The organism is Bacillus sp. FDAARGOS_1420, assembly GCF_019344915.1.
Lineage (GTDB): Bacteria > Bacillota > Bacilli > Bacillales > Bacillaceae_G > Bacillus_A > Bacillus_A mycoides.
Genome location: NZ_JAHWJB010000001.1, coordinates 1,022,865 through 1,042,515, shown reverse-complemented (window position 1 = coordinate 1,042,515; position 19,651 = coordinate 1,022,865). Strand labels below are relative to the sequence as shown.

The following is a 19,651-nucleotide window of genomic DNA, read 5'->3' as shown; positions in this document are numbered from 1 at the left end:
AGCTTTTTATTAATAAATTTAAAAATGGATTAAAACCCACAGAACATTTATTGTTCTGTGGGTTTTAATTACTTTACAGAAATGTTTTAAAGTACTCCCCAAATTCCTATGATGCTGAACTAACCTTGTTTCTACCATTTCTTTTTGAATAATATAACGCATCATCCGCTGATTGAATAAATTGCTCAGGTGATTTTTTATATTCTGAAAGCCCAACAGAAACTGTAATTTTAATTTTTTCCCCATTTTGCAGTTGAAATGAATGCTTTTCAACTGCTAGTCGAATTTGTTCCCCTATACGGGTTCCAAATGCTATCATTTTTTTCGGTAACAACAGAGCAAACTCTTCGCCACCCTTTCGAAAGACTAAATTTGGGAATGGTGCATTTTCTAACAAAATACGCCCTAGTTGTTTTAACACTTCATCTCCAGCAGGATGACCGTACGTATCATTTACATACTTAAAGTGATCAATATCTATAAGTAATAAACAAAGTGAATCATTTTTCATATGCTTGCTACCAATATGACGATTCATCTCGAAATCAAACTGTCTTACATTTCCTAGATTCGTTAATGCATCTATCGTTGCATAATGCTTCATCGTTTGAAATAATTCATTGGATTGCAATACGTAACTTGCACTTACAAATGTGATGTATGCCGCTACAATACAACAAATTAAATATAATACCACTACAGATACATCCTTAAATAAAATAGACAGTGGTAATATTAAAATAGACAAGCTATACACATTAAGCCATATCCACTTTGTAAATATAGAAATTTTCATCCGCCAAATGAAGACAATACCAATTCCGGTTACTATGATGGTATAGCAAGCCAACTCAGAGGCTAAAGAGTAATCAGTAAAAAGTAGCCGAGTTATTAAAATGATAGCAACTGTTATACTACTGGCTATCGGCCCCCCAATTATAACTGCCAAAATAACTGCCAAGTAACGTAAATCCAACAGACTATCTTCAATATGTACACCAAAATGCATTAATAATACACCTAATATCCCAGTAAAAATACCTACTACACATTTTTGCCAAACAGCGAATCCCTCTTTTAACGGCTTATCTCTTAAAAGCTGACCACCTACAAAGATAAAGGAAAGAATAATTGTCATATTTACAAATAGATCTCTGAACATAAAATAATCTCCCTACTTTTTCTTTTCCATCTATCCCTTTCCATATGTTATTGTATTACGAAATCCCTATAATTCCCAAACTTTTTTATTTTGTTGTTCCACGTGGAACAACAAAATAAAAAGGGACGAAATTTCGCCCCTTCCATTAACAACATCGTGATATTTTTCCGCCTTTTGCATTAAATCTAGCTTCTTGTGCCTCAGCAAAAAATTGCTTTTGGCATAAAATTTTCTCTTCTGGATGATTTATTTTCATGTGATTTACATACGTTTCATAACTTGGAACTCCGACAAGTAAACTAATAAATTGCTTTCTCTTTCCCCATACGTTCCGTAAATTTTTAAGCATAGTTCCTCGACTCACTTTCATCTTTTGGAATATATGGTGCCTCTTTTAACGGCATTGGCTTATTTCTTAATACTTGAATCCAAATTCGAATTGCAGAAATTAATACAGCAATTACAACTATCATAAAAATTCCACAAAGTGCCGCATCAATATAGTCATTAAAAATAATTTGTTTCATTTGCGCAACATTTTTAGCTGGAGCTAATATCTTACCATCATCTAATGCTCCCTGAAATACTTTCGCATGTGATAGAAATCCTATTTTAGGATTTTCATGAAATAACTTTTGATAACCAGCTGTCATCGTTACAATAAGTAATCCTATAGTCGGAATAAGCGTTACCCAAACGTATGCCTTTTTCCCCATTTTGAATAAAATTGTCGTTCCAAGTAATAGTGCAATCCCCGCTAACATTTGATTTGCAATACCGAAAAGTGGCCATAGCGTATTAATTCCACCGAGAGGGTCAACCACCCCTTGATATAAGAAGTACCCCCAGCCTAATACACATAACGTTGTAGCAACCACATTCGCTATTGTGGAATCTGTTTTCGCAAACGGCTTGTACACATGCCCTAAAATATCTTGAATCATAAATCGTCCTACACGTGTTCCAGCATCAATCGTTGTTAAAATAAATAGTGCTTCAAAAAGAATGGCAAAATGGTACCAAAATGCCATCATCGCCGTTCCACCTATTACTTGTGAAAATATATGTGCCATACCAATTGCTAATGTTGGTGCGCCACCTGTACGTGATAAAATGGTCTGTTCTCCAACGTTAACAGCAAGTTCTTTTAATTCATTCGGTGTAATAGCAAATCCCCACGAAGAAATAACTTGGGCCGCTTGTGATACATCTGTTCCGATCAGTGCTGCTGGACTATTAATTGCAAAATAAGTTCCTGGTGTTAATACACAAGCTGCAATCATAGCCATCGCTGCTACAAATGATTCCATTAACATTGCCCCATAACCAATTGGCTGTGCATGACCTTCTTGCTCAATCATTTTCGGCGTCGTACCTGATGAAACGAGAGCGTGGAATCCAGAGACAGCACCGCAAGCTATTGTAATAAATAAGAACGGAAATAAATTCCCGGAGAAGACAGGGCCTGTTCCATCAATAAACTTAGATACTGCCGGCATCTTCAAATCTGGAGCTACAATTAAAATACCAATTGCTAATCCAAGTATCGTTCCTATTTTTAAAAATGTACTTAAATAATCACGTGGTGCAAGGAGCATCCAAACTGGTAATGCCGATGCAATGAATCCATATACGATAAGCATAATAGCAATTGTTTCACCACTAAAAGTAAACATACTTGCAAGCGTTGGATTTTCTGCTACATACTGTCCACCAATAAGCGATAGGACTAGTAGAACAATACCGATTACTGATCCTTCCCCTACTCGTCCTGGTCTAATGTAACGCATGTAAACTCCCATTAAAATGGCAATTGGAATTGTTGCTGCGATTGTAAACATTCCCCATGGGCTTCCAACAAGTGCCTTCACAACTACTAAAGCTAATACTGCTAATAAAATTATCATAATACCTAAAATACCAATCATCGCAATTAATCCTGTAACAGGACCAATTTCATCTTTAATCATTTCTCCTAATGATTTACCATTACGTCTCATTGAAGCAAATAAAATTACAAAATCTTGTACAGCTCCGGCAATAACTACCCCAACGATAATCCAAATAGTTCCAGGTAAATACCCCATCTGCGCCGCCAAAATTGGTCCTACTAAAGGACCCGCCCCTGCAATCGCAGCGAAATGATGTCCGAATAAAACCCATTTATTTGTTGGAACATAATCCTTCCCATCATTTAACGTATGAGCAGGCGTTTGCCTATTATTATCTAGGCCAAAAACTTTCCTTGCTATAAATCTACTATAAAAGCGATAAGCAATCGCATACACTGATACAGCAGCAACTAATAGCCATACAGCATTAATTGTCTCACCTTGTGATAAAGCTATTACACCAAAAGCAGATGCTCCTACCGCTGCAATAACTCCCCAAAGTAAAATTGATTTCAATGTTTTCACGTACAATCCCCCCATTACTACTTCTTAGAGGAGATTGTACTAAATTTTCTGAATATTTAATTTGAATCCTCCTTATCATGAAGGATTTCTAGGCTATTATGTTAAAATTCTCTCATTACTTGTCATAGCTCAATTTTATTTCGAAGCCGTTTTACATAATTACGGCTTACTGGAATCGGTTGCTCATCGTACCTGTCTAAATGCAAATTATACGTGCCATTATAATAAGGTTTAAGTTCTTGTACATATGACATATTAATTAAATAGCTTTTATGTACACGTAAAAAATCATATGCATTTAGTTTATTTTCTAATTCCTGGAGTGTGTATGTTGAAATATACTGATTATTCGTTGTATAAATTGAAACTGTTTTGTTTTCCTTATTTTTACTAATATATACAATATCCTCCGGGAGAATATATCTAATCCCCTCATGGCCTTCTATCGGCAGTTTACGCAGATGACTCTTTGCTTTCTCACCTTGTTCTTTTCCCATTTTATATAAAATGAATTGTAAATCTTCTTCACGAAATGGTCGTAATAAATAATAAAACGCTTGGAAACGAAAAGCTGTAATTGCCTCTTCTATATCCTCACCAATAAAAATAAATTTCGTATAAGAATTCACTTCTCGTAACAAACTCGAATATTCAAAACCAGTACCATCCATTAATTGCGAATTTAAAAAAACAAAATCAGGTGTATGTTTTTTCATTATTAGCAAAGATTCTGTTCCAGTTTTCGCTTCAAAACATTCTACATTTCGAATGTTTTCAGTAAAGTTCTCAACTAATTTTCTTCGCTCTTCTGTTTCTTCCATGATAAGTAAGATTTTCATTTATCCAGCCACCTAATTCCTTTGTCCATATGTCTTGTTGTATACATTCGCTTTAGTAAGAAACATTCCCTTTTTCTTACTATACCATTATTTATCTAAAAAAACAGAAAAAAGGAAACCACTTTGGTTCCCCTTTTCTTTTATCCCGATTGGTGCGGGCTAATAATCAGTGGTTGATGGACAAAACACCACTGATTAAGGTTTCTCTTTATACTAATTCCCTCTGTTTCGTTTCTTGACCAAGTATAACTACAGCAAGTGCCCCAATTAAAATTGATCCACAGAAAATCGTAAATATTAGCGATAGTGAGGCTTGTGAAGCAACTAAATATCCTACTAATAGTGGTCCAAGAATACCACCAATACGCCCAAATGCAGCTGCCATTCCTGCACCTGTACCGCGAATAGTTGTTGGATACTGTTCCGGTGTATAAGCGTATAATGCACCCCAAGCACCTAAATTAAAGAAGGATAGTAACATACCCGCCACTATTAATGCTGTTAATGAATCCGCAATTCCGAACACATAAGCACTACATGCTGTACCAATTAAATACGTAACCAATACAAATTTACGACCAAGACGTTCAATAAACCATGCAGCTGTGAAATATCCTGGAAGTTGAGCTAAAGTCATAATGAGTACGTACTGAAAACTTTTTATTAAACTAAAGCCTTTCAGTACCATTACACTAGGTAACCAAAGGAACATTCCATAATAGGAAAAGACCACACAAAACCATAGAATCCATAACATAATTGTTGCTTTACGATATTCTCCAGACCAAACCGATTTTATATTTTCAATAACAGATGGCCTTTTTGCAACCTTTTGAAACCTTGGAGAATCGGGTAAATTCCATCTTAAATATAAAGCATATAACGCTGGAACTGCACTTATTACCATAGCAACTTCCCAACCGTATTTAGGAATAACAAAATATGAGATAAGAGCTGCGATTAACCAACCACCAGCCCAAAAGCTTTCTAATAGTACAACTATTTTTCCACGTTCGTGCGCTTCAACACTTTCTGATACAAGAGTAGATGCAACTGGAAGTTCCCCGCCAAGTCCCATACCAATTAAAAAGCGTAAAACGAGGAACATCGCGAATGTCGTCGTTAAAGCAGTTAAACCACTACCGATAGAAAATAGTAATAATGTAATAATAAAGACTGATTTCCGTCCTATTTTATCTGATAGTATCCCAAAAAGGAGCGCTCCTACTGCCATACCAATTGAATTAACGCTACCTATCCAACCCATTTCTTGAGTACTTAATCCCCAATCTTTTTGGAGTGCTACGATTACAAATGAAAGCATTCCAACATCCATTGCATCAAATAGCCAGCCAAGCCCTGCTATACCCAGTAGCTTTCGCTTCGAAATTTCTTTTACCTTGCTCACAAGAAGTCCTCCTTACACAGGTGTCTTTACACATCATTTTACATGTGTGTATTGCATAAGTAAAATAATTTCTTATAAAAAATTCTCCTTCATCATTCCCAAAAGTAAAATGTTTATCAAAAATAAACAAATAAAAAAAAGTAGCGATATTCCGCTACTTTTTTGAACGCATTACTTCTTTTAAAAATTCAGCTAATACTAACTGACGACGCCAACGTGTTGGATTACTACATAATCTGTAAAACCACTCTAAATGAATAGATTGAATCCATTTTGGCGCACGCTTTACCTCTCCAGCCCACACATCTAAACTACCGCCTACTCCAACAGCCATTTTCGTTTCTAAACGATGCTTATTGTTTTGGATAAAGTTTTCTTGTCTTGGAAAGCCAAGTGCAACAAGTAATAGATCTGGTTTTGCCTCTTGAATACGTGAAACAATATTCTCTTCTTCTTCTTGTTTAAAATATCCATCTTGTATCCCCACGATAGATGCAGCCGAATATGTCTTCGTTAAATGATCAGCCGCGGCTTGTACAACATGTGGTTTTGCACCTAATAAGAAAACAGATACTGGTTTATTCTCTTCTGATAACTTCGCAAATAAATTACACATTAAATCAAAACCTGCTACACGTTCTTTTACAGGTGTACCAAGCATACCACTTGCTTTTACAACCCCAATACCATCAGGTGTAATTAAATCGGTATTTAGTAATGTTTTATGGAATTTTTCATCCTTTTTTGCGCACATAACAATTTCAGGGTTTGCTGTTACTACCTGAAAAGTATGAGTTTGCTCCAATTCTAGTTGTTCCTTTAAATATTGGACCGTTTCATCCATTGTCATTGTAGAGAAAGGAACACCTAGAATATCAACCGTTTGTACTGCCATATTTAACTATCCTCTCTATCATTAAAGGTTTTTTGCTATTAATTGCTTATATGTTTCTTTCGTATCTTCATATAACTTTTGAAGTGAGAAGTTCATAGTAGCATGCTCATAAATGTGCTTGCCCATTACTGATAACTCTCCAGTTTTCCACTTATCATACGCCTCTTCTAATGCCGCTGCCAATGCTTTTCCATCACCAGTTGGTACAATCCACCCATAAGTTTCATCTGCAATTAATGGTTCGATTTCTCCAGCTCTAGTCACAATTGATGGTACACGTTGATTTGCCGCTTCTAATAAAACTAATGGAAATCCTTCGCTATGGGAAGTTAACAAATTGACATGTGATGAAGCAAATAATTGTTTCACATCTTGACGATGCCCTAAAAATTCAACTTTATCATTAATCCCTTTTTCAGTAGCTAACGCCTTTAGTTCTCTTTCTAACGGCCCGTCACCAACTAATAACACTTTAATTTTCTCCAATTTTGTTTGTTGTAACGCATCGAATAAAACTTCATGTCCTTTAACAGGATGCAAACGCGCTACTTGGATTGCCGTAAACACATCTTCATCAATATTAAACATTTCCTTTTTATTATAGCCATCTGCTTTTTCCTGATCATATTCAATCCCGTTATAGATAACATGCATCTTTTCATTTGAAATACCTAATGCGGCTAAGCTTTTTTTCAACCTATTCGTTACAACAAAAAATAAATCTATATTTTTTAAAGCTTTCAAATTTAATTTAGTAAAAATCCAGCCTTTTAAGCCTTGTTTAGTAAAGTCTTGAAATGGATCACTATGAATTGTCGTAACCCATTTTGCCGCGAATTTCTTCTTCATTAGAGAAACAAAGAAATTCGCCCTAGGACCGTGTGTATGAACTACATCAAATTTTTCTTTATTAATGAATTCACTTATGTTCTTTAAAATGGATAAATCATAGCGAGATTTTTGTGAAAACACATGAACTTTTATTCCTAGCTCTCTTGCTTCTTTCGCAACAATTCCATCTTCAAATACTGCTAATTCTACTTCACCATTCGGAAATTGATCGAGCAGTGAAATAATATGTGTTTTTCCTCCACCATCTTCTGCTCCTGCATTCATATGCAATATCCTCATATTTTTTCCTCCTTTAAATCCTCGCTACATTTCCATCTATCTTTATTTTACTGTACTAAAAAATAAAAGCTAACAAAAGTTAGCTTTTATTTTTATCATTCAATTTCTAAATCTACGATTAGATAAGCTAACACCACTACAAAGTAAATCCCTACTCCTGGTGCTGTCAAAATATGTCCTGCAATATATGCAATACCTAATGCTAATACTAAGCTTGCTGTAATCATTCCATATTTCACATTAAATATTTCCTTAAATCTTGTAACAAATGCTAGTAGGATTCTTACGCCGTAATAAATAAATGGAATCATCATTAACGCAAAACCAATAATTCCGAAATCATAAAACCAATCATGGAAGTCCATTTCGATTAGCTTCGGATCTGGCTGCTTTTGTTCATTATATTTATAGTTACCTGCATAACCCATTCCTAATAACTTTTGTGACGTTGGCGCTTCTTTAAAGAACTGCTTATGTCTCTCTTCATATACTTGACGTCCACTGAAAATAAGATTCTCTTGATTCTCTTTCTTTTGCTCTTTCTCAAGCTCTTTCTTAACTTCAGCTTCTACCTTCGCCTTTTCTTCTGGTTTCTCAACTTTATGTTGTTTTTCTTCTTTTTCTTTAATTTCTTGTTCTTTTTGACCGTGCTGTGCTACATTTTGTTCTGCTAAATAGTTATTATGAATGCCCATATTTTGTGCTAATGGCGTCATTTTAAAAGTTCCAACTACACCAGCTAATAGGACAATCGCAATTAATGCATTAAGTGTAAGAGATTTTTTGTTCGGATTTCTTCTATCAAATAATAATTGTAGTACAATAATCCCGATTGCTGCCGCTAATGTAGCACCAATTGAGCCCATTCCTACTTTCGTACCAACTTGAATTAAAGAGTAAATCATTAGAAGCGATGGAATCCAATATAAAACGTGCTTCACGCTCTTTGTTTTTTGAATAGAATATAATACCACAATAGGGAAAATAATAGCTAAGATTGACCCTAGTTCATTACCTGCATAGAACCATCCTCGGGAACCAACCTTCATCCACTCATAACTTCCAAAGTCTGTAGAAGTTGTAATAGAAATAACCATAATAGCATTAATAATTAATGTTGAATACACAATGTTATTTCTAACTTTATCGCTAATATTTACTGTCTTCTTCAGTGATTTTAAAGCTAAAATGTATGAAACAAGCATAATATATATATACAATGCTTTTCCAATGAATTTAACTTCTTCTGCGATTACAATAGGACTCTTGATTAACTTATTATTAATAAATCCTATTCCTAATATAGCTCCTAGTAATACAAGATAAATCAAAAACTTCCTATTTTCTCTTTCTTTTGCCTGAATTAAAATATAAATACCACCCATTGCCATAATGAGGAATCTTACCATAATTCCAACTGTCGCATTTACTTTTAATAACTCAATGCTAAGAGACGTTAATAAATCTAAAACAGGCTGTAAAATAATAAAAATGAGCAAAAAATGCTCAAATCTAACCCTAGCTTGATTTGCTAACATTCCAAGACCTCCATACAAAATCTTCACATTATCTTTTAATCATAGTTTTCTACTGTTTAAACATACCTAGCAATTATAACATAACTCATATTTAAATTGAGAACTATTTTTCATGCCGAAACTAGTCAAATCCAGCATTATTAGTAACCGAAAACATTGTCTTTTAGCTATCCTTCCCTATCCCTATAAAAACTATCTAACACATATACACTTATTTTCGACCGTACATAAATATTTTTTTATCATTTTATACAAATGTACAAAACGGACTTCTCCTATTGTACCATCCCTCTAACTAAGCTACATCAAAAAAACTATGCAATGAATCTTCCCACACTTTTTCACTTTACTTTATCGCTACTTATCAAGCATTTTCAAACGCTTTCTTTAGCTATTCCATCCATTTTTCTACATGTAGCGAAAAGTAATTGTTATTTCCAAAACTTTAGTGTATATTTTTTCTCTGGAACATCTTTAAGAGGAAGGAATTAAAGCCATGTTATTAATCGATAGATTTACGTTTCTTGGCATTATCGCCGCTGCCATTTCTGGTACATTAGTTGGTTTGAAAAAAGATCTAGATTTATTTGGTGTCCTTTGTTTAGCTGTAGCTACTGCGCTCGGCGGCGGTATTATTCGTGATATTATGATTGGTAACCTGCCTCCTGTCGCATTTGTAAAACCCATTTACTTTTTCGTAAGTGTACTATCAGCATTATTCACATGTATGTTTTTTGAGCGCATTAATAAACTTCAAGTCGTTATTATGCTTTCTGATGCTGTTGGTTTAGGTGTATTTACAGCTATTGGTGCAAATGCAGCAATGTCACATCACGTTGACGCCTCGTTTTTAGTCGTTTCAATGGGAGTTATTACAGGTATTGGGGGCGGTATTTTACGCGACATTTGCGCTCAAGATATCCCGTATGTATTCCGAAAAGAAATATATGCAATTGCTTCTATTTTAGGAGCAGTTAGTTTCCTAATTACACATGCAATGGGGGCACACGTCTTAGCTTTCTATGTTTGTTTATTAATAACATTCGTTATTCGTGTAGTCACCGTAATATATAATGTACATTTCCCAGTTTTCTTTAAAACACATGCAAAAATTAATAAAGGCCATTAAGAGAATTCTACATAGAATTCTCTTAATTTATATACAATTCCATATACTATAGAGTAATTGTATATAAAAATATATAATTACATTAGAATAAAAAAATGAAAACGTTTTATAAACAGGGGGAAGAATGATGCTTGGGGTTTTTAAAAAAAATAAAACAAACACCAGTATAGTTGAATTAAGCAAAGGCCAACAAATCATATTTAACGTGCCTGCTAATTCTGAACTAAAAACTCAAATGGATATGCTACATATTTCAAAGGAAGATTTACAAATTGTTAAAGTATTACAGCCATTTATTTATGAGGAAATAGATTGGATAACAGAAAAATTCTACACCAACATCACAAAACAACCTAATTTAATTGCTGTTATTGAACGCTACAGCTCTATTCCAAAATTAAAACAAACTTTAAAGACACATATTAAAGAATTGTTCAGCGGGAATATGAATGAAGATTTTATTGAACAACGTGTTAGAATTGCAAAAAGGCACGTACAAATTGGTTTACATAGAAAATGGTATACTGCTGCGTATCAAGAATTATTCCGCTCCGTCATGAAGATTTTGCAAACGAAAATTTCAACGATAGACGATTTTTCTTATTCTATAAACGTAATAAATAAATTATTCACATTAGAACAAGAACTTGTTATTGCAGCTTATGAATCCGAATATGAAAGAATCCAAAAGGAACATGAAAAAGAAAAAGAACTGACAGCTATGACGATTACACATATTGCAACAGAACTAGCAGCAGTATCTGAAAAAACAAGCTCTTCTATTCAACAGTTAACATCTAAATCAGAAAGTATCGTAGGAATTGCAAAAACAGGTACATCATTAGCTACGACATCAGAAGAAAAGGCCAATAAAGGAAAAGAACAATTAAATCTGCAAAACAAACGAATGGAAAGCATCCAAACGAATATGGAAACTATCATTACTGATACTCATGAGCTTCTTGATATTTCTAACAAAATTAACGAAATCATTGATATTGTAAAATCAATCGCCGAGCAAACAAATTTACTAGCATTAAATGCTGCTATTGAATCTGCACGTGCTGGCGAATTTGGTAAAGGTTTTTCAGTCGTAGCGGGAGAAATCCGAAAGTTATCAGAGCAAACGAAAGAATCAATTTCCAACGTTACAAAACTCGTTGAAAAAACTAATGAACAAATTATACACGTCTCTTCTTCCGTGGAACAAATAAGCTCTCTCGTATCTGAAGGGACAGATAGTATGCATGCGACAGATCAATATTTCCAAGAAATCGTAAAAGATATGTCTAACTCTAAAGAACAAAATAAAAAAATTGAAAATGAATTAGAGACTATCTCACAAGTAATGAAGAGTATTCAAGACGATTCCTCAACAATGGCCTTAACAGCGGATAATTTACAACTAGAACTAAACCGATAAGACGAATCTCCACTTTGCATTCATCCTTATCATCCATCTACAAAAAAAGAATCCAAAATGGATTCTTTTATTTTCTGAAAAATATTTTTTGGCAATAAAAATAACTCATATAAACGCCAAAGCTTTGTAAAATAAACAAAGCTGGCATACTAATATTATAATATGCCATATCTACTCGGAAGAGCCTTAACGACACATATCCGGTAATTAATAATACAAACAACATATATCCTTCATTTTGTTGTTTCTTGATTAGAAAATGTAATAAAGCTATGGCCATAAACAATGTCACCACTATATATATAAGCTTTTCACTTTTAAATAGAATAGAGTTTGTTCCCTCATCTGAAAATTTGTTAATAACCGGTTTTAAGGGTTTAAATCTTTCTTCTTCAATTTCTTTCAACTCTTGATCAATATGCTCTTTTACACTTTGATTTTTGAATATTTTTTCTTCACTTTGACTTTTTCCAATTAAAACAGTTTGAACATAAGTCTCATTAGAAATTGTATACTGTGACATTCCCATCATCTTGATACCATAACTCACACCAAAATGAGTACTATAAAATACAATAAGGAGTCCTATCATTTTTAATAGTAATTTTTGTTTCGCCCCTGATTGAAACACTTCAATTAACAGCACATATGCAGCTATAAAAATAGGTAAAAATAACCCCATCGGGAAAATCATATTGCTAAGCGCAAATAAAATGGCTGAAATTACCCACATATAAGGATGGTCTAATCCCTTATATAAAAATATGTAACAAGCACAATAAAATAAAAATATTGCGAGTGATTCCGCCGTTAATACAGAACTCATAAATATATTGGGAATATATAAAGCGTAAAACATTGATGCAATACGACCACACTCTTCTCCAAAGACCATTGACGCAATGCGATAAATGAAAAATGCAGTTCCTGTACAAAATAAAATATTAAATAATTGTAAAGCGAATACCGTATCACCAAATATACGAATGATGATCGATTCATAAATAATAAAAGGTAACTGTGCTATATTTTCTATATTATTGCCAATTGCAATCTGCTTTGCAGACTCATACATAGCTTTCATATCACCTATCATCGGACTGTCTACAAATAGAACTGTAATCAGTCTTGCAACTATAGATATGCTTATAAGAAAAATAAGAAATTGCTTATCTGTAAAACGATATTGCAAAATCGATGCTATTAACAAAATAAGAATAATAAAAATCACTAATACGATTGTAATACTTGTTGTACTTCCTCCAAAAAATTGCTTACTTGTTTCAAAAGCCGACCAACAACTATAAACAAAAAATGCGAGTATCGTACCAATCATTATTTTACTAAAGAAAGAAGAAAAATTTGTTCTTATATGATTCATATGTCCATTGCACCTCTATTTCCATTCATAACAAAACGATTCTATCATGAATAGGCACAAGGTTAACAGGGAATTTCTATGACAAATACATGGTCATTACTTTTCACTTGCAATGTAAGCGAATCCTCTTTTACACTACATTTTAGATAAAATAAATTTTCTTTCAGTTACATGAATACAAATACAGAAGTTTAACTAATCATCTTTTAGAATACACTTTACTTCATTAAGTATCTAATATGAGTATTCCACTTACACATTTCATTCTGATTGAAAACAGACTATAGGGGCTGAATATATGGAAAAGAAATTCATGCGAGAATCAAAAGCAATTAAAACAACACGTGTTTTTCCGAACGATTTAAATAATCACCAAACACTTTTCGGGGGAAAATTATTAGCAGAAATTGATAGTATTGCTTCAATTGCAGCTGCGAGACATAGCCGCAAACATTGCGTAACAGCATCTATCGATTCCGTTGATTTTTTAACTCCAATTCACCAAGCAGATTCTGTTTGTTATGAAGCATTTGTATGTTATACAGGGAAATCTTCAATGGAAGTTTTCGTAAAAGTAATTGCAGAGAATTTATTAGCAGGCGAACGTAGAATTGCTGCTACTTGCTTCATTACATTTGTGGCAATAAAAGATGGAAAGCCTTCGTCCGTACCACAAGTACTCCCTGAAACTAAGGAAGAACATTGGTTACACACAACCGGTTTAGAACGCGCGGAAAATCGAAAAAAGGGACGTTTAAAAAGTAAAGAGATGGCTGAAGTTTTAACTTTAAGTAAGCCTTGGAATATTTAACATAATCTTCTCATCATACATGCAAGGGCTCTTCCTTGCATGTATTTTTTATTATAAAAAATACTATTTCTTGCCTTTATATTCAGTGGCCCCCTCCTAAAGTCACCCATTAGTTTTTCCTTTATTTCCTTATACTATTAATGGTATATTAAGTAAAGTTGTTTGAAAATAACCATAATGTGGTTAAATATGTAAGGAGTGGTGCGATAATGTCTATCGAGGTACCAATTTCAATACCAAAAACGTTAATTATTATTCCAGCATATAATGAGGAAGAAGCAATTGCAGATACATTAACAAGATTATTAGAACTAAAACAACATTTTACAAGATTAAGCATTTGCGTTATTAATGATGGTTCACAAGATAAAACAGCTCAAATCGTAAAAAGTTTCCCTGTTCATCTTATTAATTTACCATATAATCTGGGCATCGGTTCAGCTGTACAAACTGGCTATAAATACGCATATGAGAATGGATATGATATTGCAATTCAGTTCGATGCTGATGGACAACATAATCCGGATGATTTATACAAAATTATACAGCCTATTGCTGAAGGCCAATGCGATATGGTGCTAGGTTCACGCTTTACAGAAAAAACAGCTTATAAAGGTAGTATTTCAAGAAGAATCGGTATTTTTTATTTTACCGCCCTATTGAAAGTGTTAACGAAACAAACATTTATGGATCCAACTTCTGGATATCGTGCTATCAATCGAGAAGTAATTAAGATTTTTGCACACAATTATCCAAAAGATTATCCAGAGCCAGAAGTCCTTATTCATTTAAAAAAGAAAAAACTTCGCATTAATGAGATATCTGTAAATATGCAAGAGCGACAAGGTGGACAATCTTCCATCACACCTCTTAAATCTGCATATTACATGGTTAAAGTAAGCCTTGCTATATTGATGCAAAAAATCGTGAAAGGTTGATAGTGAATGCATATAATTACCTTTTCATTCATCTTTATTTTGTTATTATTCTTCTTAATTATTAATTCTATTCGTCGCGGGACTTTAGAAACAAAATATGCTATTTTGTGGATTTTTGTTTGTGTTGCAATGGCTATTTTAAGTTCTACTGATAAAATTATAAATTGGATTGGAAAACTATTAAAAGTAGAATATCCACCATCCATTTTATTCTTATTTGGATTATTATTCTGTTTCATCTTAATTTTTGACCTAACAAGAAAAATTTCTAAGCTACACCATCAACTTGTAACATTAACGCAAGATTATGCATTATTAAAGCAAAAGTTAAACGTAACGCAAACTGAAACAGATAACGAATAATTTTTTCTATTTAAATACTAATATATACAAAAAACCCCTTAATTCTTCTAAGAATCAAGGGGCTTTTCATTTCAAACTATTTGTTTCTAATTAATAGTTTACTAATTTTCATAACCGTTGCCACGGTCCCTACTCCAATTATAATAAATAAGAATGGGATTAATGGTAATGCATATCTTTCATATGCAGCATAAAAGCATGTTAAGGCTGTTTGCAGTAAAAGGATTGACCATAAAAATGTAGTCTCTCTCCACCTTTTTAAAAGGAAGATAAATGAAAGTATTGTACATATTAAGAACATCGTCTTAATAAAATTATGTATTTCATTCATATCCTTTGCAGAAACATTGAATACTTCAATATTATGCTCTATAGAATAATACGGTTTTTTCCACATAATTTCTGGCTTCAAGATTAAATAACTCTCTATCATGGAGGTCTTATCTGTTTTCCACCATTCTTTCATTTTATCTTTCGCTATTTTTTCTTCTAATTCCATAAATTCATGTGCTTCCAGGTTAGGGTACTTTGCGTGTAATTCTATTTCAAGTGTTGCCATATCCTTACCTTCTGGGTAGCCTTTCCCTTGATACGTTCCAAGTAATAACGGATTCCCTGCCCCAGCAGTTAGTGGAATAAATTTATCAAATTGAATGTAATTGCGGGCCCACCATGGTCCAAGTACGATAAGTCCTATTCCTATACTTATAATCGCTTGCTTCATCATAACGCGGAATGGATAGCGCTTCATTAAGAGATATATAAATAATGGTATTGGATATAAAGCAACTTGTACGCGTAAGTACAATGCTAAAAAGTAGAAAATTAATACAAGTAGAAAATGTTTCGTTTTATGAGTATCAGCTAATTTTAAGCTAAAATATAATAATCCCAATGAAAAGAATAAAAACGGTCCTTCTGTTAAAGTTAAATTTTCCATAACAATCTCTGGAGGATACACAGCTAATAAGAAAGCACCTATTAATCCTGCAGCGGGATTCAATAAATAAGTACCAATCTTATAAGTTAGTAAAATACTAAGTACCCCTAATAGGATAATAATTAATTTAGCTACAAAAAGGCCTTCATTACCATTTCCAAAAAAGTAAAATACAGTAGCTAAAAATGCTGGAAAACCTGGCATAATATGAATAGTTGGTTTATCCGGCTCATGATATGTTAACATTCCTGTTTCCAATAAAATGGTTGCCGTTTTTTGATAACCTATATCATCGCTAGCTATAGTCAAATCTGCACCATGTGTTTGCAAAGTTGCAAAACGAAGCGCAAAACCGACTATCATAATAATCCCTAAAAGAATTACATTAGATTTGCGAGTAAATCGCCTTAACATCTCATCTTCTCCCTTCAAATACATAATTTTCAAATTATATTTCTATATTTTTACAAGACAATATATTCTATAATAAATACTTTTTATACAAAGTACAATAATAGAAAGTTGATTTACAAAGTTTATATGCGTTAAACTGATACAGATGTTCTTGTAATCTTCTTCCTTTCAAAAGGCTTGTATATATGGTGCAAGACATAAAAAATTTGAGGAGATAAAAATTCTATGATGGAACAAAAACAACTTGTTTCTGTTGTCATACCCCTGTATAACACAGAAAAATATATTGAAGAAACGATGCAGTCAATACTGAATCAAACATATAAAAACATTGAAATTGTAATTGTAGATGATGGAAGTAAAGATCAATCACCTTCTATCGTAAAAAATCTTGCAGAAAAATATCCGGGTCAAGTAAAATACGTTCACCAAAAAAACCAAGGTGTTTCAGTAGCTCGTAATACAGGGATTGAAAATGCTAGCGGAGAATACATCGCTTTCCTTGATAGTGACGACTTATGGCATCCAACTAAAATTGAGAAACAAATCGAGAGTATGCATAAAAACAACATGGACGCGTGCTATTGTGGTTATATGAATTTCTACGAAGAAACAGGTGAAAAGGTTGATCATACAACAAACTTTATTAAAGGTGATATGGCAAAAGCATTCTTAACACACCAAGTTGTTGCTCAAACAAGTACTTGGGTTTTCAAACGCTCTATCGCAATGAATCATAATATCCGTTTTACACCAGGATGTAGCTGGGGAGAAGACTTGGAGTTTTTATTTAAATTAATGAGCGTAACAAACGTATGCTATGTAGATGAATATTTGACATATTATCGAATTTTATCAGAAGGAAATCTTTCTTCAAAGTATAAAGATTATGAATTAAAGACAGCAAAAGAATTAGAAGTATTTAATCGAATGAAGGATTGGGTTCATAATAAGTCAAAAGACTTAATCGTGAATGATTCTACAGAACTTCTTGAAATTCTTGAAACTTATCTATTCCCATATACGGTCATTAATAACGCTTGTATATACATTAAGGGCAACTCTAAATTAGATAAATCACAAGTTCAACTAATCAAAAGCGATATAAATAAATATTGTCGCAAAATTTATTCGAAAAATGGAAAACGAAGCAAGAAATTATACGCAATGCTTTGGTTTGTACGAATCAAATTTCTGTTTTCTTAAATAAAAATAAGCTTCTAAACATTCTTTCCGTAAACAAATCAAATTTACAAATAGGACAACGTGCGTCCTAAGGAATAGAAAGGTTTTGTTCCATGAAAAATAATAAAATTCTTAAAAACGCCTCCTACCTCTTTGTAGGAAATATCACCGTTCGATTTGTACTAGCTATCGCAACGATTCTCTTTGCAAGATATGTTTCACCAAGTGACTATGGGATGTTTACGATTGCATTAGCAGTTTCCGCTGTTATTTGTTATTTCACAGATGCAGGTTTGACACATACGTTTATGCGTGAAGGAACAAGAGACAGCGCTAACATTAGCGTATTAATAAGTAGTTATTTACGTATTCGTTTAGTATTAGCTATCGTAATTTCTGTGCTCTTCGCTATTTTCGCTCAGTTCTTCTATACCGATGCGTACTTACGTGCCATGGTATATTGGGTTGTACTGCCAACCATGTTTGGAGCAACTTTACAAGGGGTTGGAATGGCTTATTTCCAAGTAACAGAACGTATGCAATTTACAGCAATTATTTCTGTACTACAAGGTGTAACAGCAGCAGCTGCGCTTCTACTAGGAATGGGATTTGAATGGTCACTTATGATGGTCGCTGCCATGTACGGAATATCTAGCCTTGTAACAGGAGTCATTGCCTTTATAATGACCATCCGCTATACAACAATTCATAAGGGTTGGGACAAAGGTATTTTAGATCAACTGCTTATTTTCACAATCAATGGCATTATCATTATGCTTTTACCGCAGTTAGGTCCTATTATATTAGAAAAAGTTTCAACGCATGAGCAAGTTGGATTCTTTGGAACTGCCTATAAAATACCTGCCGTACTTTATCAAATACCTGGTGTCATTGCAGCAGCCTTCTATCCAAAATTGTTTGCGTTTGGAAATGAAAAGAATATCGATGAACATAAAAAACTGTCTGAATTCGAATTAAAACTGATGTCCTTCTTAGGAATGGGGATCTCCATTCCATTTATCGCTGATCCAAGCTTTTGGATTGTTACTTTATTAGGGGGAGAATACGCACCAGCTAGTGATGCTCTTGCAATCTTAGCCTTTATGGTTATTTTACAATCTATCAACTATCCACTTGCTGATAATTTAACAACTATTGGTCAACAGTGGAAGCGTGCGACAACGATGGGAATTGGATTAGCTGTCGCTATCGTAAGTTACATCGCATTAGGCAGCCAATTTGGAATGATGGGAGCTGCGGCAGCTGCGATCATTACCGAGATTACATTATTAATCGGATTTACTTTATTCGTTCGTAAAGGTTTTTCATTACTATTCAAAGGAATAATATTTAATAGCCTAGCGTTTATAATCAGTTACGCAATATACCGCACAGCATTAATTAACTTACCACCACTAATAGCTTTAACACTTACTGGTATATTGTACGGTATTATCGGTCTTGCCATTGACCCACAAATACGTGGATTGATTTTAGGATTTATAAATAAAAAGCTGGCTCGAAAATAAATAAAAATAAAAACTTCAAATTTAATTTGAAGTTTTTATTTTATCTTCTTCACTTAGAATGAGCCCTGTTTTCAATCTATATCTTAAATTGACTTGCCTTTCTGGAATGATTATACTTGGAAACGAACAGCCCTAGATGTACAACACC

The 19,651-nt window shown here is 33.5% G+C and carries 17 protein-coding genes and 1 pseudogene; 8 read left to right on the top strand and 10 right to left on the bottom strand.

Annotation, left to right across the window (positions count from 1 at the left end; translation table 11 throughout):
* Window positions 1-106: 106 nt before the first annotated feature.
* The 8 genes from I6L50_RS05480 to I6L50_RS05445 form a co-directional block, all read right to left on the bottom strand.
* A complete protein-coding gene (locus I6L50_RS05480; protein WP_219300771.1) occupies window positions 107-1,162 on the bottom strand; it encodes a diguanylate cyclase in 1,056 nt (351 codons plus the stop codon).
* Window positions 1,163-1,307: 145 nt separating this feature from the next.
* Entirely contained in the window at window positions 1,308-1,511 is a 204-nt protein-coding gene (locus I6L50_RS05475; protein WP_002130134.1) for a YbdD/YjiX family protein, read from the bottom strand.
* Window positions 1,504-3,579, bottom strand: coding sequence for a carbon starvation protein CstA (cstA, locus tag I6L50_RS05470; RefSeq protein WP_113936145.1), 2,076 nt, complete (start codon window positions 3,577-3,579; stop codon window positions 1,504-1,506). The genes I6L50_RS05475 and cstA overlap by 8 nt, the downstream gene beginning before the upstream one ends.
* Window positions 3,580-3,701: 122 nt before the next feature.
* The gene (locus I6L50_RS05465; protein WP_219300769.1) at window positions 3,702-4,418 is read right to left on the bottom strand and encodes a LytR/AlgR family response regulator transcription factor; all 717 of its coding nucleotides are present in this window, start codon (window positions 4,416-4,418) and stop codon (window positions 3,702-3,704) included.
* 208 nt (window positions 4,419-4,626) lie between these two features.
* Complete coding sequence (locus I6L50_RS05460) at window positions 4,627-5,826, bottom strand: MFS transporter (protein WP_002138953.1); 1,200 nt, start codon at window positions 5,824-5,826, stop codon at window positions 4,627-4,629.
* Between the two features lie 154 nt (window positions 5,827-5,980).
* Window positions 5,981-6,721 (bottom strand): WecB/TagA/CpsF family glycosyltransferase, encoded by a 741-nt coding sequence (locus tag I6L50_RS05455; RefSeq protein ID WP_088033866.1) that lies wholly within the window; start codon window positions 6,719-6,721, stop codon window positions 5,981-5,983.
* Between the two features lie 21 nt (window positions 6,722-6,742).
* Window positions 6,743-7,852: a glycosyltransferase gene (locus I6L50_RS05450; protein ID WP_219300767.1), complete on the bottom strand. Its 1,110-nt coding sequence runs from the start codon at window positions 7,850-7,852 to the stop codon at window positions 6,743-6,745.
* Between the two features lie 95 nt (window positions 7,853-7,947).
* Entirely contained in the window at window positions 7,948-9,390 is a 1,443-nt protein-coding gene (locus I6L50_RS05445; RefSeq protein ID WP_219300765.1) for an O-antigen ligase family protein, read from the bottom strand.
* 496 nt (window positions 9,391-9,886) lie between these two features.
* Between I6L50_RS05445 and I6L50_RS05440 the strand changes: the two genes are divergently transcribed.
* The 3 genes and pseudogenes from I6L50_RS05440 (at window position 9,887) to I6L50_RS35800 (ending at window position 11,942) form a co-directional block, all read left to right on the top strand.
* Window positions 9,887-10,519 (top strand): trimeric intracellular cation channel family protein, encoded by a 633-nt coding sequence (locus tag I6L50_RS05440; RefSeq protein ID WP_219300763.1) that lies wholly within the window; start codon window positions 9,887-9,889, stop codon window positions 10,517-10,519.
* A gap of 124 nt (window positions 10,520-10,643) precedes the next feature.
* Window positions 10,644-11,141 (top strand): annotated as a pseudogene (locus I6L50_RS35805) (protoglobin family protein); the annotation flags it as partial.
* A 99-nt stretch (window positions 11,142-11,240) separates the two neighbouring features.
* The gene (locus I6L50_RS35800; RefSeq protein WP_002184479.1) at window positions 11,241-11,942 is read left to right on the top strand and encodes a methyl-accepting chemotaxis protein; all 702 of its coding nucleotides are present in this window, start codon (window positions 11,241-11,243) and stop codon (window positions 11,940-11,942) included.
* Between the two features lie 67 nt (window positions 11,943-12,009).
* Here the strand turns inward: I6L50_RS35800 and I6L50_RS05430 are convergent, their stop codons facing one another.
* On the bottom strand, window positions 12,010-13,323 hold the full coding sequence (locus tag I6L50_RS05430) for an ArnT family glycosyltransferase (RefSeq protein WP_219300759.1): 1,314 nt from the start codon (window positions 13,321-13,323) through the stop codon (window positions 12,010-12,012).
* A 298-nt stretch (window positions 13,324-13,621) separates the two neighbouring features.
* On the opposite strand from I6L50_RS05430, the gene I6L50_RS05425 reads away from it, so the two are divergent.
* The 3 genes from I6L50_RS05425 (at window position 13,622) to I6L50_RS05415 (ending at window position 15,435) form a co-directional block, all read left to right on the top strand.
* Window positions 13,622-14,134 (top strand): acyl-CoA thioesterase, encoded by a 513-nt coding sequence (locus I6L50_RS05425; RefSeq protein WP_002144630.1) that lies wholly within the window; start codon window positions 13,622-13,624, stop codon window positions 14,132-14,134.
* Between the two features lie 209 nt (window positions 14,135-14,343).
* Entirely contained in the window at window positions 14,344-15,072 is a 729-nt protein-coding gene (locus I6L50_RS05420) for a glycosyltransferase family 2 protein (RefSeq protein WP_219300757.1), read from the top strand.
* 6 nt (window positions 15,073-15,078) lie between these two features.
* A complete protein-coding gene (locus tag I6L50_RS05415; protein ID WP_070145695.1) occupies window positions 15,079-15,435 on the top strand; it encodes a DUF2304 domain-containing protein in 357 nt (118 codons plus the stop codon).
* Window positions 15,436-15,511: 76 nt separating this feature from the next.
* On the opposite strand, the gene I6L50_RS05410 is transcribed toward I6L50_RS05415, so the two are convergent.
* The gene (locus tag I6L50_RS05410) at window positions 15,512-16,789 is read right to left on the bottom strand and encodes a glycosyltransferase family 39 protein (protein WP_219300755.1); all 1,278 of its coding nucleotides are present in this window, start codon (window positions 16,787-16,789) and stop codon (window positions 15,512-15,514) included.
* 225 nt (window positions 16,790-17,014) lie between these two features.
* Here I6L50_RS05410 and I6L50_RS05405 point away from each other — a divergent pair, with 225 nt between their 5' ends.
* Window positions 17,015-17,995 (top strand): glycosyltransferase family 2 protein, encoded by a 981-nt coding sequence (locus I6L50_RS05405; protein ID WP_219300753.1) that lies wholly within the window; start codon window positions 17,015-17,017, stop codon window positions 17,993-17,995.
* A gap of 92 nt (window positions 17,996-18,087) precedes the next feature.
* Window positions 18,088-19,503, top strand: a complete 1,416-nt coding sequence (locus I6L50_RS05400) for an oligosaccharide flippase family protein (RefSeq protein WP_219300751.1) — start codon at window positions 18,088-18,090, stop codon at window positions 19,501-19,503.
* Window positions 19,504-19,651: the final 148 nt, after the last annotated feature.

Coding starts and splice junctions, on each gene's coding strand:
- I6L50_RS05480 (WP_219300771.1), bottom strand. CDS start 1,162: ATGTTCAGAGATCTATTTGTAAATATGACAATTATTCTTTCCTTTATC.
- I6L50_RS05475 (WP_002130134.1), bottom strand. CDS start 1,511: ATGCTTAAAAATTTACGGAACGTATGGGGAAAGAGAAAGCAATTTATT.
- I6L50_RS05465 (WP_219300769.1), bottom strand. CDS start 4,418: ATGAAAATCTTACTTATCATGGAAGAAACAGAAGAGCGAAGAAAATTA.
- I6L50_RS05455 (WP_088033866.1), bottom strand. CDS start 6,721: ATGGCAGTACAAACGGTTGATATTCTAGGTGTTCCTTTCTCTACAATG.
- I6L50_RS05450 (WP_219300767.1), bottom strand. CDS start 7,852: ATGAGGATATTGCATATGAATGCAGGAGCAGAAGATGGTGGAGGAAAA.
- I6L50_RS05445 (WP_219300765.1), bottom strand. CDS start 9,390: ATGTTAGCAAATCAAGCTAGGGTTAGATTTGAGCATTTTTTGCTCATT.
- I6L50_RS05440 (WP_219300763.1), top strand. CDS start 9,887: ATGTTATTAATCGATAGATTTACGTTTCTTGGCATTATCGCCGCTGCC.
- I6L50_RS35800 (WP_002184479.1), top strand. CDS start 11,241: ATGACGATTACACATATTGCAACAGAACTAGCAGCAGTATCTGAAAAA.
- I6L50_RS05430 (WP_219300759.1), bottom strand. CDS start 13,323: ATGAATCATATAAGAACAAATTTTTCTTCTTTCTTTAGTAAAATAATG.
- I6L50_RS05425 (WP_002144630.1), top strand. CDS start 13,622: ATGGAAAAGAAATTCATGCGAGAATCAAAAGCAATTAAAACAACACGT.
- I6L50_RS05420 (WP_219300757.1), top strand. CDS start 14,344: ATGTCTATCGAGGTACCAATTTCAATACCAAAAACGTTAATTATTATT.
- I6L50_RS05415 (WP_070145695.1), top strand. CDS start 15,079: ATGCATATAATTACCTTTTCATTCATCTTTATTTTGTTATTATTCTTC.
- I6L50_RS05410 (WP_219300755.1), bottom strand. CDS start 16,789: ATGTTAAGGCGATTTACTCGCAAATCTAATGTAATTCTTTTAGGGATT.
- I6L50_RS05405 (WP_219300753.1), top strand. CDS start 17,015: ATGATGGAACAAAAACAACTTGTTTCTGTTGTCATACCCCTGTATAAC.
- I6L50_RS05400 (WP_219300751.1), top strand. CDS start 18,088: ATGAAAAATAATAAAATTCTTAAAAACGCCTCCTACCTCTTTGTAGGA.